We start from the raw sequence: 15,897 nt of genomic DNA, 5'->3' as shown, positions 1-15,897 counted from the left end.
TTTTCGCTCCTTAGAATTGATTGTTTTCGATCGCATTGCCTGCTTGGATATAGTAGTTCATAATTTTAGACTTGGTTATTTTACCAATGACTTTTTTTGGATTCTCAGCATCAACAACAGGGAGTGTATCTATTTCATGCCTAGCTAATAAGGTACCTGCAGTCAAAATAGTTTGGTCGGCAGTAATCGTGACGATATTCGGCATTCGCGTCATGATCATTGCCACCGGTGTTTTTTCTGCTGCTGAATTGCTGATAGCGAAGCGCAGAAGGTCTTTGCGGGATAGAACACCAATTAGTTCCTCTTCTGCATTTTTCACATAAAGAGACCCGACATCATACATGAATAGGGTTGTCACAGCATCATATACCGAAACGGATTGCTCAATCATTAACGGTGGGATCATAATCTCTGCTACTTTTGCATGGTATAGCTTATCAAACAACAGCGGTTCTACGGTCTGTCCGGTATAAAAATAACCGACCTTGGGCCGGGCATCGAGTAATCCAGTCATTGTCAGGATAGAGAGATCATTGCGCAAAGTAGCACGGCTGAATCCTAGTTTTTTTGCGATGGTTTCACCACTGATAGGTTGATTGTCTTTTACGATTTCAATGATTTTAAGTTGTCGCTTTGTCAATTCCAATGTGTCACCTTCTTTAAATAAATGTGATATGCTATTTATTATATATTTTCCGCGTGGAAAATGCAATAAAGGATTTTGGCGCGAATTTTTCTTAAAAATTTCTTCTTGACGAATCAATGATGTACGCTATATACTTCGTTTTAAGTTTAATAGTATATCACATTAGGAAGGCGGAAAAAAATGAAGAATATCGTTTGGTTCTCAGAAGGTACGAAAGATCAAAAAGAGCTATTAGGAGGGAAAGGAGCAAATTTAGCTGAAATGACCAGTATCGGGTTGCCTGTTCCTGCGGGATTTATTGTTACAACAGATGTTTGCCGACAATTTTTAGAAAACCAGCAACTTACACAGCCGTTGGTAGAAGAAATTATTCGAGCAGTAGCTACATTGGAAGAACGAACCCACAAGTCTTTTGGCGGAAACCAGCAGCCATTACTGGTTTCTGTTCGCAGTGGGGCAAAGTATTCCATGCCGGGGATGATGGATACGATTCTCAACTTGGGGTTAACTGATCAAACGGTACAGGCGCTGGCAGCTAATACAAGGAATCCTACATTTGCCTATGATTGCTACCGTCGCCTTATCCAAATGTATGGGGATGTTGTTAAAGGGATCGATAAGAGTCATTTTGAATCCTATTTAACGACCTATAAACATAAAAAGGGATATCCTTCTGACCAATCAATGGTCGCTCCAGACTGGCAAGAGATTTGCGAGGTTTTCAAAAGTATTTATATGGAACATACGCAAGAACGATTCCCTCAAGATCCGCTGGAACAATTATTATCAGCCGTTCAAGCTGTGTTTCGTTCGTGGAATAATCCCCGGGCTATCACTTACCGTAAAATCCACAAAATTGCTCATGATCTAGGAACAGCCGTGACTGTTCAGGAAATGGTTTTTGGCAATAGTGGTGCTGCAAGTGGAACTGGCGTTGCTTTTACTCGCGATCCGACGACAGGACACAGAGGATTATTTGGTGAATTTCTCGCTTGTGCACAAGGAGAAGATGTTGTCGCGGGGGTTCGTACGCCAAGACCGATTAGTGATTTAGCCAAAACACAACCAGAAATCCACGCGCAGTTTTCGGCGATTGCCGAGTTATTAGAGAATCATTACAAAGACATGCAAGATATCGAATTTACCATTGAAGAAGGGCGATTATTTGTTTTACAGACTCGTAATGGCAAACGGACAGCCAAAGCTGCTGTACAGATTGCTATAGATCTAGTTTCTGAAGGAAAGATCATGAAGAAAGCGGCACTGCATCGATTGACACCAGACATGCTTGATCAGTTGCTGCATCCCATCTTTTCCCCGGAGTCACTTGCTAAAGCATCTCCTCTTAGTCAAGGGTTACCTGCCAGTCCCGGTGCAGCGGTAGGTCGAGTTTATTTTTCTGCAGAAGCAGCGGTCAATGCCCACCAAGCAGGAGAAAAAGTTATTTTGTTGCGACAAGAAACCTCACCGGAAGACATTGATGGGATGGTTGTTAGTGAAGCAATCGTGACTTCTAGAGGCGGCATGACTTCTCATGCGGCAGTCGTTGCCCGAGGACTAGGAGTTTGTTGTGTGGCAGGTTGTGATCAGTTAGCAGTCGATTCATTTTTGAAACAGGCTCGATGTGGTGAAGCAATCATTCAAGAAGGAGACTATCTATCAGTGGATGGGACGACAGGCAATCTGTATCAAGGTGCGCTATCACTGGTTGCCTCGCAGGATTTTGGTTTGCTGCAGACGATTTTAGACTGGTCTAAAGAAAGAGCAGACCTAGTAGTACGAGCAAATGCGGAAACCATCGAAGAAATCAAGACAGCAGCTTCTTTTGGAGCAGCAGGTATTGGACTAGCGCGAACGGAGCATATGTTTTTTGGTGAATCTCGGATCTGGCCGATGCGGCAAGTGATTTTAGCTGAAACGACTGAAGAAAGACAGGTAGCTTTGTCTCAGCTAAAAACGTTTCAGTTAAATGATTTTAAGGAGTTATTACTGCAGACAAAAGAACAGAAATGTGTCATTCGCTTGTTGGATCCGCCGTTGCACGAGTTTTTACCACGACCACAAGAATACGAAGAAATGGCCGAGCGCAGTGGCTATTCTCTAGAAAAAATCAAGCAACGAGTCGATGATCTACAAGAAGTAAATCCGATGATGGGGCATCGAGGAAGCCGTCTAGGAATTACTTATCCTGAGATTTATGAGATGCAGACAGCTGCAATTATCGAAGCAGCACTGCAAGTTTCTGATACAGGCAGTGTTGTGTATCCTGAGATTATGCTGCCTTTGATCAGTATGCCGGAAGAAATGCGCGTTTTGAAAGAACGTCTTGAAATGTACATCCGACAAATTTTTGCTCACTATCAGAAAGAAGTACCTTTCAAAATTGGGATGATGTTAGAAACACCAAGAGCATGTTTATTAACGAAAGAATTAGCTCCGCTAGCTGATTTCTTCAGTTTTGGGACCAATGACCTGACACAAATGACTTTTGGTTTTTCACGGGACGATGCTGCTGGATTTATTCAGCGCTATTTAGATCAAGGTATCTTGTCTGAGGATCCGTATCAACACCTTGATAAAGCGGGTGTAGGACAACTAATGGAACAAGCGGTAACATCCATTCGCCAGCTAACAAAGGAAAAAGCGATCGGTGTTTGCGGCGAAGTAGGTGGAGATCCTCAATCCATTGCATTTTTGCGGGAAATCGGTATTGATTACGTTTCTTGTTCTCCATATCGAATTCCAGCGGCTTGGTTAGCAATTGCCCAGTCTGCTCCGGATCCTCTTTCTTAACTATGGAACAAAAAGCGGCTTTTTCCGGATATTAAAAAGAGCACTCCTTAAGTTTTAGCTGTTTCACACTTTCCAAAAGTAATCAATAAGCCTAAATAATCAGCGAGATCCTTCCCCAACGTTCAACGTTGCTGCTAGTGGTCGCGCTGATTGTTGAGGCTTTTTTGTTTACTCTAATGACTTTTTAATTGTTGTGTATTTTTTAGATACGAAAAAAATTTTGATGATTAAAAGAACAAGGAACTCTTAATAAAAGGAATACAATGACCGATTACGAAAGAGTAAGTCTGTTTGAAGAAGTTTCTTCGTTGCAGAAGTTAGAGAGAATTTGAAAAATGAAGGAGTGTCTCAAGTTTGAGAAAAAAGAAAAAGAGTATTGGGCTTTATGTTGGTTTGGTTATGATTTTAGTTGCAGTTATTCCAATTTTATTTTTAGTTGTGAGTTCGTATTTAACAACAAAAAAATCATTGATTGAACGAAATGACATCAACAAAGAAAGTGCTGTACGATTGATTATAGCGGAAGAAGATATGCTGCGAAAATCAACAGAAGATAAATTGAAGTCAATGGCAGAACTTCCTCCAATGAAAACAGAATACAGTATGGGGAGAATCCGTGACAGTCTCTCAACAGCGATTGCTGGTACAGATAGTTTTCGAGCAGTTGCTTTCGGAACTGAGGAGAAAGAATTTGTCTCATTCAATCCATTACCCGATGACTATGATCCAACCACTCGACCATGGTATAAAGGAGCAATCGAAGCAGGGGGAGAAGTTTATTGGACAGATCCTTATCTAGATACAGTAACGAATGAATTTGTGACGACAGCTTCTGTGATGATCACAAATTCAAAAAAACAGATCGGTGTCTTGTGTGTCGACGTTTCTTATGAATCGATCCAAAAAATCTTGTCGTCTATCGACGTTGGTCGTACCGGGAATGTTTCATTGGTTTCAGAGTCTGGTGTAGTGATTACATCCAAGGAAAAATCACTGATAGGAACAAACATTCAAGAGAAAACAGTATTCAAACGAATTGCCGCTGCAGAACAACCAATTGGGAGAGTAAAGCCGGCAGATTCCAATGGAATCAATGATGTGATATACGATAAACCTGCTGGGTCAACGGTTTGGGCATTTTCAGAAGTAGAAGCAAATGATCTAGACAAAGAGCTACATTCTATTATTTGGATTTCTGTGGTCGTTGCCGGATTTATGATTCTTTTGATCGTTGCCGTGTCTATTTATACAACGAGGATCGTGAGCACGATCATGAACGTTTTCAATGAGAAATTTTCTAAAATGGGTGCTGGTCAATTGGAGTTGTTAAAACGACATCAAAAAGATCCAAACCAAAAATGGCGATTTGGTCAGTTCGCTGAACGAATCGTTTATCCAGATAAGGATGGCACAGAGATCCATCAGATGGCAGCTAATTATAATCAAATGGTTATAGAAACTGGGAAACTAATCAAAAATGTTCAAAAAGAAAGTGGCAATGTCGCTTCAATGTCTGATTCCTTATTAGAGTTGGCCAAACAAATCGGCGTGGCAGCAGAAGAAGTTTCAGAAACAATTACAGGAATTGCAGAAGTGACTGGCTCACAAGCACAGGAAACAGAACATAGTGTGGCGCAATTACAAAATCTTTCCCATGTAATCAAAGAGCTAAGCAATACCATCAATGAGATGAGCAGCAAGTCGCAAGAAGCGACAGACATCAATCAAGAGAGTTTAAATCTGATGGATGAAGTTGGTTCAAGCTGGCAAAATGAGCTGGAACAGATGGAAAAATTGATGACGAATATGACGAATATGAATGACAATATTCAGAATATCAATACCATTATTCGTGTGATCAATGACATTTCTTATCAAACCAATTTACTGGCCCTAAATGCTTCAATCGAAGCCGCAAGTGCGGGGGAATCCGGCAAAGGCTTTGCGGTAGTAGCAGCAGAGATTCGTAAGCTGGCTGAACAAAGCAAAGCTTCCACGAAAGAAATCGAATCAATCATTGAAGAAATTCGTACACAATCTGCTCAAATGGTAGAACAAACATCTGATTCGCTAAAAGGTGGCGAATGGCAAACGAATTTGATTCAACGGGTCATTGCTTCTTCAAAAGAAGTCTATAAACGCAGTATGTTCATGATTGATGGCATTCGTGATGTAGAAGAAGCAAGTAAGCGGATCGAACAGATCCAAGGAAATGTTTTAGTTGATCTTGAGAACATCTCTGCTTCGACAGAGGAAAATGCGGCTGGTACACAAGAAGTTTCCGCTAATTCAGAAGAAGTTCTAGCGACAATGGATGAATTTACCAACCATGTTTCTGATCTTAGAGATATCTCAAAAGTATTGAAAAAATTGACCGATCAATTTGAATTGAAATAAATGAAAAAAACACCGCGACAGTCTTCGTCAGCAGAAGAACTATGCGGTGTTTTTTGCGAGGGATCGCTTTTATAGAAAGACAAAAAACGAAGACTGTTTTCCTGTTTTTCATTGATCCAGGATAGTCAGTCTTCGTTTTTTTGTAGTAAATCACTTATCAATTTATTTTGGTTTGAACATGGCTTATTCATCTATTTGCGAGCGCTGGATGATCATTTCTACCCGTCGATTTTCAGAACGTCCGGCTGCGGTGTCATTGCTTGCTTTAGGTTGCGTATCAGCATAGGCTTGGATAGCAGCATTTTGTTCGGAGATAATCTTCTTGTCGATTAAATAGTTCATCACTGTGATTGCACGAGCCGCACTCAAGTCCCAGTTAGATTCATAAAGACCTGTGCCTTTCTCCGGTACGTTGTCAGTATGACCAGCAATAATAATTTTATGTGCTTTCAACTTTTTTAAAGCAGAAGCAAGGGTATCCAGAGACTGGCTGGTTTGGGAAGTGATCCCAGCACTACCAGAAGCAAATAGGATACTGCTGTCTAATGTGATGTGAAGACCGTCCGCTTCTAAACTGACCTCGCTTTGTCCGTCTAAAGCAGATTCGGCTAAGTCTTTTTGTAATTGTTCACTGATCTTTTCCAGTTGTTGGTTTTCTAGTTGCATGCGAGTTGCTTCTTCTTGTGCCTGTGCTTCAGAAGCATTGGTTGCAGCGCTGTTGCCTGTTTTACCAGAGGCGCCCATATCGATGACAGAACCAATGACTGGGGAGCCGCTATGATGACTGGAAAGAATTGATCCAAATTCACTACGAATCTCCTGAAACTTCTCATCATCGACCTTCGCCATGGCAAACATAACGATAAAAAGGGCCAAAAGCAGTGTCAGCATATCAGAGTAGGGCAGAAGCCATGCTTCATCAACGTGTTCTTCCTTTTTCTTTTTTCTTTTCATGTTGAGTTAACCTCTAGGATCTTTCTTCTCGTTTGTTTGGTTCAATCAAACTATAGAGTTTCTTTTCAATACTCTTAGGAGATTGTCCTGCTTGGATCGCCAATACACCTTCAACAATAATCGACATCACTTGTACTTCTTGTTCCGATTTCAAATTCAGTCGAGAACTGAAAGGAATAAACAAGACATAGCCAAAAAAGATTCCGTACAGTGTTGCCACAAAGGCAGCTGAAATCATATGCCCCAATGCTTCGACATCTTCTAAGTTGCCGAGAGCACCAATCAGACCAATAACAGCCCCTAGAACTCCTAGTGTCGGTGCACTTGTTCCGGCTGTTTTAAAAATATTAGCGCCAACGTGATGCCGCTCTTCGATACCGTAGATCTCATTTTCCATGATTTCTTTGATCTGATCTTCAGGAATTCCATCTACTACCATTTCCAATCCTTTTTTTAAGAATGGTTCTTCCAAGTTTTGAATGGCATTTTCTAAAGACAGTAATCCATCACGCCGTGCTTGGTTGGCCATATCTACGATACTATTGATCGTTTTTTTTACATCGTACTCTTCGTTTTTAAGTAGAATACCGAAAATTTTAGGTATTCGTTTGATGTCACTACTCGGAAACGAATTGACAACAGCTGCGATCACTCCAACGAAAATAATGATAGCTGCTGCTGGGTTGATCAAAACCGCTACGTTTGCCCCTTTTACGATCATTCCGACAACGACTGAAATAACGCCTAATACTATACCGATCAGCAAGAAAAAATCCATTTGTTGCTTCCTCCTATAACTTCTATTACCTAAATATGTACCTTATTTTATTATCGGATAAAAAAAATGAGAAATTAAGATGTGGAAAAAATATTTTTAATATAACGTCTTTATGAAACTTATTTTCGTTTTTTCCTTTTTTTAGGTGATTATTTGTGTAAAAATGCGCAAAAATAAAGTTAATTTAAAAGTGGCTTGACTATTTTAATAAACCGCTTTATTTAAACAGCATTTAAGTTATTTAAATTATTTAATATCCTTTATTTTAAAGAATAGTTTATTTTATTGATTATTTTTTAATCATGTTTTCAGAAATATCATTAATCATTTTGTTTGCTGCTTCTTCCAGTTTCCTTTGTGAATAAATGATTTAAAAGAAAGGATAACAGCTATTATAAAATGACTATCAAATAACACACTATCTCCATAATCAAAAGATAATAACAGTAAAATTTAAAAAATCAAATTGTAAAATAATTTTAATTACTCTATAATTATACCGCGCGATGTTTTTTTTAATTATATCAAAAAAAAATGATTATTTTGACAAAAGATTGAAATTCTTATCGGATGATCATCTGATACAGACTGAAAGGAGTACTGAAAAGATTGGATAGTTATGAGTTGTTAAAAACGACGCTTGCTGTTTCTGCTAAAAGAGCAGAGCTGATTTCTTCAAACATAGCCAATGTGAACACGGATGGTTATAAAGCGAAGCGAGTAGAATTTGAAAGCGAATTGAAACAAGCATTACAGGCTGCTGGGAATCAATCTTCACAAGAAGACATTCTTTCACAAGTACAGCCCCGGGTAACTCAAAATGCGAACACAAGTCTTAAGGACAATGGCAACAATGTAGATTTAGAAGTAGAAATGCTGGATCAAGCAGCAAACGGATTATATTACAGTGCATTGACTGCACAAATCAATGGGCGTTTGCAAATGATGAATTATGTATTGAGTAATTAAAGAAAGTAGGCAAATGTAGTGGGTGTTTTTGATGGACTGACGATCAATGCAAGTGGTTTAGCGTTGGAACGATTAAAACTGGATACGATATCGACCAATATTGCGAATGTCAATACCAACCAAACAGAAAATAGCGAAGCATACCAAAAGAAAAGCATTCTTTTTTCTGAAAATCTTAAGACGGTTCAAGATGGAAAGACAAAGAATTATGGTGTTAAAGTGACGGGGATCCAAACGGACGAAACATTGAAATTGACTTATGATCCGACTAACCCTGCTGCGGATGAAGACGGCTATCTTGAACAATCAAATGTGGACATCGCAGATGAAATGGTGGCAATGATCCAAGCAGTGCGTACATATGAAGCGAATGTTTCTGCCTCCGAAATGAATAAAACAATTCTCAAAAAAGCACTAGAAATATCAAAGGGGTAGAAAAAAATGAATGAATTATTATCAACACAAGGATTAACCGAATATCAGAATTCCTTACGGGCACTTGGTGCTTCAGGAACTTCTGCAACTGAAGTTGATTCTTCATCAGGTGCTGCATTCGGTAATTATTTGTCTGATGCGCTTGAAAATCTTAATCAAAAAACTGCAACAATGGATCAAGACACGATCAAAATGATCACAGGAGATGAGAGTGATCTAGGAAATATAATGATTCGAATGACAGAAGCACAGTTAGCGCTCCAAACAGCCGTGACCGTGCGCAATAAATGCTTAGAGGCATATAACGATGTTAAAAATATGCAGTTTTAGCAGTTGGCGAGGGAATAAAGCGAAATGATGGAAAAATTGAAAGAATGGCCGGACCTGATCAAAGAACGATGGCAGGCTCAAAGTTCACTGAAAAAATTGATAGCAATTCTTTCCGTTATCAGCGTTATTGGTGTCGCGGCAACAATGTATTACTTAAATACAAGAGTCGAATACGGTGTTTTGTTTACAGATTTAAGCGAAGCTGATGCAGGAGCGATCACCAATGATTTGACAGATCAGAAAATCGACTACAAGTTGACAGATAATGGAACGACCATTTTGATTGCCAAAGAACAAATCGATGAATACCGGATTGAATTAGCAGTCGAAAATAAATTACCGAACACAGCAACGGGATTTGAGCTTTTTGATGATGCTAGCATGATGACTACCGATGAAGATCGGAAAATCATGTATCAGCGTGCCGTTACCGGAGAGTTGCAACGGGCAATCGAGACATTAGATTCTGTCAAAACAGCGAAAGTTCTCCTAGTGATGCCAGAAGACAGTGTTTTTTCGAGTGAAGAAAGCAAACCTACTGCTTCGATCATTCTAACACTAAAAAATCAACAGATTTCTGAGGAAGCGGTACAAGGAATTGTGACGCTGACTTCGGGTGCCGTTGAGAAGCTTGAGCCAGAGAATGTCAAAGTCGTCGATAGCTCAGGAAATACATTGACGATCGAAAAAGATGAAAATAGTCAGCTCAGTAGTTTGAACAGTAAGTACATTGCAATCAAAAATGAGTATGAAAAAATTCTGGAAGAAAAAGTCTCGAAATTGTTGGCACCAATCTACGGTGAAGATAAATTTCAAGTCTCCATCAATTTAGATCTGAACTTTGATTCGATTGAAAGTACCAAGGTGACTTACGATGATCCGGAAATAAGAAAAGAAACAGTTCAAGCAGCTGGATCTGGCGAAGCGATCCAAGAAGCCCAAACGGGTACAGTCGATGACAATGTTTCTAATGTGACCGGAGATGATGGGGATGCAGGCAGTTCATACAGCCGCTCAGTCGAAAATGAATTGAACACAGAAACGACCAAAAGAATTACAGCACCGGGTATGATTCAACGAATGACAAGTTCAGTGGTCGTTAATGCAGACCTTTCGCAAAATGATCAGGCGGAACTGCAGTTGCTGATTGCCAGTGCTGTAGGATATGATGCTGATCGCGGCGATGATATTGCTATCCAAGGCTTTGACTTTGCCCAAGCAACAGCAGAGGTGGAAGAAACGGAAGGTACGGAACAATTAGCAGCGGCAAAAGGCTATCTGAAATATATCATTTTCGGTGGTATCGCATTGGTCGTGATTTTGTTAGTGCTATTCGTGATTGGATTGGTTCGAAAGCGTCGCGAAGATCAAATTTCAGTAGATGTAACACAAGAATTGCCGGTTGCACAGCCAGCTGATTCAGAACCAGCACCAGTTATGGAAGAATCCGAAGAAGTTGTCTTTGGCGGTCTAGGGCACAACGTTGATACTTCAGTTGAAGAATCAAATGAGCCTGAACAAGAGCCGGTCGAGGAAAATTCTTTAAATCATTCAGCAAAACAACATGCCGATTCAAATCCGGAAGTGGCTGCTGAATTGATCAAAGCTTGGATGAAGGAAAAATAGAGGGGAAAGAAACGATGGAAACACTCGATGGTGTCAAAAAAGCAGCAATACTCTTGATCTCATTGGGATCGGAAACCTCTGCGAAGATCATGAAACTTCTACCGGAAAATTATATTCAAAAAGTGAGTTATGAAATCGCCAATATCGATTTTGTCAGTCCGGAAGAACGCGATCAAGTATTAGAAGAATTTTCAACGACATTCACTGCTAGAAAATATGTTCTTGATGGTGGGATCGATTATGCAAAGAATTTATTGAATCAAGCATTAGGTTCCCACAAAGCAAAAGAAGTGATTGATGTGTTGACGCAGATCCAATTGCGAGAACGCCCATTTAATATTGCACGTAAAGCGGATGTGCAACAGTTGACGAATCTCTTGATTGGTGAGCACCCTCAGACGGTCGCTTTGATTCTATGTTACATGCAGCCCGATAAAGCAGCTAATGTGTTATCGCAGTTTCCAGATCATCTCCAAGTAGAAATTGCAGAACGGATCGGTACGATCTCCAGCACCTCGCCATTGATCATTGAGCGAATCGAAAAAGTGATCGAGAACAAGTTCTCTAACTATGTAGAGAATGACAGTGAAAACGTGGGCGGCGTGCACACATTGGTAGAGATCTTGAATTCAGTGAGTCGAAGCACCGAGAAGAATATTTTGACCGATCTGGAAAAGCGGCAGCCTGAGCTTTCAAATGAAGTCAAATCAAGTCTGTTCACATTTGACGATATCGTTACACTTGACCGATTGGATGTTCAAAAAGTGCTGCGGGATGTACCAAATGAAGTGCTTGTCCTTGCACTCAAAGGTGCTCCAGAAGATATCAAAGCTTTCGTTTTCTCAAATCTTTCATCTCGTGCAGTGGAGAATTTACAAGAAGAGATTCAATTTATGGGACCAACTCGATTGTCTGCTATTGAGGAAGCACAGCAAAATGTGGTCGCTGTGATTCGCCGTTTAGACGAAAATGGTGAGATCTATCTTGGAAGGGGCAACCAGGATGCAGTGGTCAAATAGTAGCTTGTTGAAACATGAAACGGTCAAAAACCTTGATACCGAAAAATCAATTTTAACTGAAGCTGTAATTAAAACGCCTTCTCCGTTGCTTTCTACTACTGATTCGACAGAAGCGGGGCGTCAAAAGCGGCAAGCAGCGCAACGGGAACGTGCGTGGAAACTTGAGATGGAGCGTCAGCGTAAAGAAATTGAAAGGTTGAAACAACAAACACTAGAAGCGGCTCAAGCAGAAGCCCAACAAATTAAACAATCTGCGCAAGAAGAAGGCTATGCTAACGGATTTGCAACTGGACAAAAGGAAGGCTATGAGCAAGGGTATCAAGAAGGCATGTCTGTAAGTAAAGAGACAGCTGCCAAGCTTATTGCACAAGCCGAGCAGAATGTACAGCAGGCAGCAGAAGAGATTAATGCTTTTCGGTCAGAGAAAAAAGCTGAGATGATTTCCTTCGGTGTACAGATCGCCGAAGCACTGATCAACCAGCGTTTCGAGCAAAGCAATGCTGCTTTGCTTGCTTTTTTGGAGCCTATTTTACTGCAGTTTGAACAACCGGACCAGTTCTTGACGATCCGCATTCATGAACAGCATCTGCATGTCCTTAAAGATATCTTGGAAAGCCGAAAGCAGGCGATCAGTAATTTTCGCTATTTGCTGTTACCGGATGATCAGCTTTCAGCTCACGATTTTGTGATTGAATCAGATGATTCGATCGTTGTCTTCGAGTTGGAAAAAGAAATTCAACTTTATCTGCAGCATCTTTTAGAAAGTAGTGAATAGCAATGGTGCTTGAATTACCTGTTGGACCAATTGTCCAAAAAGCAAAAAAACGTAGATTTTACTCCATTTATGGGAAGGTCAGCGAAGTGGTTGGTCTATTGATCAAAGTGGAAGGATTAGCCGTTTTTGTAGGAGAAATCTGTGAAGTGAAGATCCGCAACAGTTCTCACGTTGCGTTAGCCGAGGTTGTCGGTTTTGTTAAAAAGACTGTTCTATTGATGCCGTTAGATCAATTAGAAGGTATTGGACCTGGCTGTTTAGTGAAGCCTACCGGCACAACACTGACGGTCAAAATCAGTGACTCGCTCCTAGGGCATACATTAGATGGATTAGGACGTCCAATGGATATGGCGATCGATTTAAGTGATGCTGACGAGTACCCTGTCAGTCAAGAATCTCCTGATCCATTTCAGCGGAAAAAAATCTCTGAAATCATGAGTACAGGTGTACGAGTGATCGATGGTTTGTTGACCGTTGGCCAAGGACAGCGGATCGGTATTTTTGCCGGAAGTGGTGTAGGGAAAAGTACGTTGCTTGGGATGTTGGCTCGCTATTGCGAAGCCGATATTATCGTGATTGGACTTGTAGGCGAACGTGGCCGAGAAGTAAAAGAATTTATTGAAAACGATCTGGGTCCAGAAGGCTACCGCAAATCAGTCGTTGTTTGTGCAACTTCCGATATGCCGCCTTTAGTACGTTTGAAAGGGGCTCATGTGGCAACCGCTATTGCCGAGTATTACCGAGATCAAGGGAAGAAAGTTGTGTTGATGATGGACTCCGTGACTCGCTTTGCGATGGCGCAACGAGAAATTGGTCTATCCACGGGTGAGCCGCCGACGACTAAAGGGTATACGCCTTCGGTATTTACGGCGCTGCCAAAACTGTTGGAACGCAGCGGGATGTCCGATCAAGGATCCATCACTGCTTTTTATACGGTTCTGGTTGAAGGGGATGACATGAATGAACCTATCGCGGATGCCGTCAGGGGGATTCTCGATGGTCACATTATCTTATCTAGAAAAATTGCCGCTCAAAATCATTATCCGGCGATCGATGTTCAAAACAGCTTGAGCCGTTTAATGAAGACATTAGTTACGCCTGAACACTACAATGACGCTGGTGAATTAAAAGAAAATATGGCTGCTTACGCTGAAGCGAAAGATTTGATCGATATTGGTGCATACAAATCAGGTGCAAATGCCATCACCGATCATGCTATCGCATTGCATCATCCAATCAATAGTTTTTTACAACAAAGAGTAGATGAACGAAATTCATTTGAAGAAACACGGGCTGCATTGGCTGCTTTGTTCAATGAGGATGCAGCTCTTGAACGACAGCGAAATGCCCTGCAATAAGAAAGAAGGTAACTGAAGATGAAAGCTTTTCATTTTTCATTGGAAAAGGTATTGGATCACCGTGTGAGTGTAGAACAAGAAGCAAAACGAGCCTACGCAGAGAAACAAAAAGCAGTGATCCAAAAAGAACAAGTTCTTACTCAAATGATCAATGAAAAAACCGCATTGATGGACGTCAATGAAATGACTCTTGGTCGTATGCAAGTTCAGCATCGCTATCTTACTGCTTTAGAGTCTGGCATTCATGAGATGTATCAGCAAGTGCGTCAGCTGAATCAGGAAGTTGAAGTTGCTTTGACAGCTGTCGTTCAAGCACAGCAAGAACGAAAAGTCGTTGAAAAGCTAAGAGAAAAGAAACTCGAAGAATACAATTATGAATTGCTTCAAGAAGAACAAAAACAATTAGATGAAATGGGCAGCCGTAGTCTAGCAATGCGCTGAGTTGCAGCTGCGGATTCACAAAATCAGTGAGAGGAGGTGAAAAATGAAACAAGTGGCTATCACGCCAGCACTTATGAAAGTTGCTGACAAACAACAACCTGCTGCTGTCAAAGATCCAGGCAATTTCATTCAATTCCTGCAACAGTTTTCCCAAAATCTTGAGGATAACTCAGCGAATGAAGATGGAGTGCCGCAAGGGGATCTTTCTTGTGCAGAACAGGGAAATCAGCTAGTGGACGACAAAGAAGATGAATCAGTCGCCGATTCTGAAAATGCAACCGACACACGTATACCAGAAGCAAATTCAGAAATGACGAAACAGGCAGAAATCGTAAATGAAGGAGCTTTGGGGTGGCTAGGTTTTTTCGGATCGCAAATGACTGAATCGAAGGGAAGTATTTTGGGAGGCTACCCATTGCAACTGCCAAAGGAAGACCCGTTAGTGGTGGATTCGGTCAGTGAGCAATCTGTCACTTCAGTAGCGACCGATCAAGTATTTCAGTCAACAGGAGGAAATCCGTTAGAAGACACTGCTTCAGAATCAATTCTGAGCAAGCCAGACACACCTGTAGCAGCGATTCTGCCAGTAGGAGAACTGACTGCGGACGGAGAAAAAATCCACTTGGATTCTGGAACAGAGAGTATCTCACAAACAGATGCCCCAGTAGATGCAAAAGGAAATACAACCAGTGAAAAGACACTTCTGGTTGATGAACCTTCAAAGGGGAGTGCACAGTCTTTCATTCCACAGCAAGCACTTGAAAGAGTCGCTATTTCCGAGAGTTCCACAATCGACGACTCAATGAAGCCAAACGATGGATCTAACGGTTTGCAGCAAACAACGACACTAGACTTGTCCAAGTTGTTGATGCAAAACGATCAACGTCCGACACCAGCTGCAGTCAAAACAGTCGTAGAACCATTGACGCAGAAAATTGAACAGTTAGTACAGACTCCAGAGAAAAAAATCACACTCCAATTAGTGCCGGAAAAACTTGGCAAAGTCCGAATTGCATTGGAAGTTACTGCGCAAGGGAGCCGTCTGGAATTTACGGTAGAGCAGCAACAGACCAAGCACTTATTGTCATCGATCAAGACAGAACTGGAGCAAGTCCTTCAAAAACAAGAAAATCAACTGATTTCTGGGAAAGAAGGCGTCTTGAAAGAAAATCCTGCCACAGCGGTTGAACGTGCTGCTTTGACTGATTCACTTGCTAGTTTTACTTCGACGACTGATGGACAAACAGCACAACAAGGCTTCTCACAGCCTCAAAGACAATCGGGAAAAAAAAGCTACAATCAAGTTCCTTTACCTAAAGAAGAAGAGACAGCAGAGCAAACAAATCATGCCATTAGTATTTTGGCTTAATGCAAAA

Annotated in this window: 14 protein-coding genes; 11 read left to right on the top strand and 3 right to left on the bottom strand. The window is 41.0% G+C overall.

Annotation, left to right across the window (positions count from 1 at the left end):
- Positions 1-10: 10 nt before the first annotated feature.
- Complete coding sequence (locus HED61_RS02380) at positions 11-646, bottom strand: helix-turn-helix transcriptional regulator (protein ID WP_003129027.1); 636 nt, start codon at positions 644-646, stop codon at positions 11-13.
- Positions 647-826: 180 nt separating this feature from the next.
- On the opposite strand from HED61_RS02380, the gene ppdK reads away from it, so the two are divergent.
- Positions 827-3,439: a pyruvate, phosphate dikinase gene (gene ppdK, locus HED61_RS02375; protein WP_219645388.1), complete on the top strand. Its 2,613-nt coding sequence runs from the start codon at positions 827-829 to the stop codon at positions 3,437-3,439.
- 354 nt (positions 3,440-3,793) lie between these two features.
- Positions 3,794-5,836, top strand: a complete 2,043-nt coding sequence (locus HED61_RS02370; RefSeq protein ID WP_219645387.1) for a methyl-accepting chemotaxis protein — start codon at positions 3,794-3,796, stop codon at positions 5,834-5,836.
- A 183-nt stretch (positions 5,837-6,019) separates the two neighbouring features.
- Here the strand turns inward: HED61_RS02370 and HED61_RS02365 are convergent, their stop codons facing one another.
- Both HED61_RS02365 and motA read right to left on the bottom strand, forming a co-directional pair.
- The gene (locus tag HED61_RS02365; RefSeq protein ID WP_156248260.1) at positions 6,020-6,790 is read right to left on the bottom strand and encodes an OmpA/MotB family protein; all 771 of its coding nucleotides are present in this window, start codon (positions 6,788-6,790) and stop codon (positions 6,020-6,022) included.
- 13 nt (positions 6,791-6,803) lie between these two features.
- The gene (motA, locus tag HED61_RS02360; RefSeq protein ID WP_060813697.1) at positions 6,804-7,568 is read right to left on the bottom strand and encodes a flagellar motor stator protein MotA; all 765 of its coding nucleotides are present in this window, start codon (positions 7,566-7,568) and stop codon (positions 6,804-6,806) included.
- 609 nt (positions 7,569-8,177) lie between these two features.
- On the opposite strand from motA, the gene flgB reads away from it, so the two are divergent.
- From flgB to HED61_RS02315, 9 genes are read left to right on the top strand one after another with little or no spacing between them, the layout of a single operon-like run.
- Positions 8,178-8,537, top strand: a complete 360-nt coding sequence (gene flgB, locus HED61_RS02355) for a flagellar basal body rod protein FlgB (RefSeq protein WP_060813696.1) — start codon at positions 8,178-8,180, stop codon at positions 8,535-8,537.
- A gap of 18 nt (positions 8,538-8,555) precedes the next feature.
- On the top strand, positions 8,556-8,972 hold the full coding sequence (flgC, locus tag HED61_RS02350; RefSeq protein ID WP_081131844.1) for a flagellar basal body rod protein FlgC: 417 nt from the start codon (positions 8,556-8,558) through the stop codon (positions 8,970-8,972).
- Positions 8,973-8,978: 6 nt separating this feature from the next.
- The gene (fliE, locus tag HED61_RS02345) at positions 8,979-9,302 is read left to right on the top strand and encodes a flagellar hook-basal body complex protein FliE (RefSeq protein ID WP_060813694.1); all 324 of its coding nucleotides are present in this window, start codon (positions 8,979-8,981) and stop codon (positions 9,300-9,302) included.
- Positions 9,303-9,329: 27 nt separating this feature from the next.
- Entirely contained in the window at positions 9,330-10,928 is a 1,599-nt protein-coding gene (gene fliF, locus HED61_RS02340) for a flagellar basal-body MS-ring/collar protein FliF (RefSeq protein WP_219645397.1), read from the top strand.
- Positions 10,929-10,942: 14 nt separating this feature from the next.
- Positions 10,943-11,947, top strand: coding sequence for a flagellar motor switch protein FliG (gene fliG / locus HED61_RS02335; protein ID WP_060813693.1), 1,005 nt, complete (start codon positions 10,943-10,945; stop codon positions 11,945-11,947).
- On the top strand, positions 11,931-12,722 hold the full coding sequence (locus tag HED61_RS02330) for a FliH/SctL family protein (protein ID WP_171917813.1): 792 nt from the start codon (positions 11,931-11,933) through the stop codon (positions 12,720-12,722). The genes fliG and HED61_RS02330 overlap by 17 nt, the downstream gene beginning before the upstream one ends.
- Before the next feature lie 2 nt (positions 12,723-12,724).
- Positions 12,725-14,080 carry a flagellar protein export ATPase FliI gene (gene fliI, locus HED61_RS02325; RefSeq protein ID WP_081131841.1) on the top strand — a complete coding sequence of 452 codons (1,356 nt, stop codon included), beginning with the start codon at positions 12,725-12,727 and terminating at the stop codon, positions 14,078-14,080.
- 18 nt (positions 14,081-14,098) lie between these two features.
- On the top strand, positions 14,099-14,521 hold the full coding sequence (gene fliJ, locus HED61_RS02320; protein WP_060813690.1) for a flagellar export protein FliJ: 423 nt from the start codon (positions 14,099-14,101) through the stop codon (positions 14,519-14,521).
- 43 nt (positions 14,522-14,564) lie between these two features.
- The gene (locus tag HED61_RS02315; RefSeq protein ID WP_219645386.1) at positions 14,565-15,890 is read left to right on the top strand and encodes a flagellar hook-length control protein FliK; all 1,326 of its coding nucleotides are present in this window, start codon (positions 14,565-14,567) and stop codon (positions 15,888-15,890) included.
- Positions 15,891-15,897: the final 7 nt, after the last annotated feature.

This window comes from Enterococcus gallinarum, from assembly GCF_021496385.1.
Lineage (GTDB): Bacteria > Bacillota > Bacilli > Lactobacillales > Enterococcaceae > Enterococcus_D > Enterococcus_D gallinarum.
The sequence above is the reverse complement of the archived record's forward strand: the minus strand, read 5'-3'. Positions and strand labels throughout refer to the sequence as shown.

Bases quoted from the DNA above. Each gene is read 5' to 3' on its own strand.
- ppdK (WP_219645388.1), top strand. From the start codon at position 827: ATGAAGAATATCGTTTGGTTCTCAGAAGGTACGAAAGATCAAAAAGAG.
- HED61_RS02365 (WP_156248260.1), bottom strand. From the start codon at position 6,790: ATGAAAAGAAAAAAGAAAAAGGAAGAACACGTTGATGAAGCATGGCTT.
- motA (WP_060813697.1), bottom strand. From the start codon at position 7,568: ATGGATTTTTTCTTGCTGATCGGTATAGTATTAGGCGTTATTTCAGTC.
- fliE (WP_060813694.1), top strand. From the start codon at position 8,979: ATGAATGAATTATTATCAACACAAGGATTAACCGAATATCAGAATTCC.
- fliF (WP_219645397.1), top strand. From the start codon at position 9,330: ATGGAAAAATTGAAAGAATGGCCGGACCTGATCAAAGAACGATGGCAG.
- fliG (WP_060813693.1), top strand. From the start codon at position 10,943: ATGGAAACACTCGATGGTGTCAAAAAAGCAGCAATACTCTTGATCTCA.
- HED61_RS02330 (WP_171917813.1), top strand. From the start codon at position 11,931: ATGCAGTGGTCAAATAGTAGCTTGTTGAAACATGAAACGGTCAAAAAC.
- fliI (WP_081131841.1), top strand. From the start codon at position 12,725: ATGGTGCTTGAATTACCTGTTGGACCAATTGTCCAAAAAGCAAAAAAA.
- fliJ (WP_060813690.1), top strand. From the start codon at position 14,099: ATGAAAGCTTTTCATTTTTCATTGGAAAAGGTATTGGATCACCGTGTG.
- HED61_RS02315 (WP_219645386.1), top strand. From the start codon at position 14,565: ATGAAACAAGTGGCTATCACGCCAGCACTTATGAAAGTTGCTGACAAA.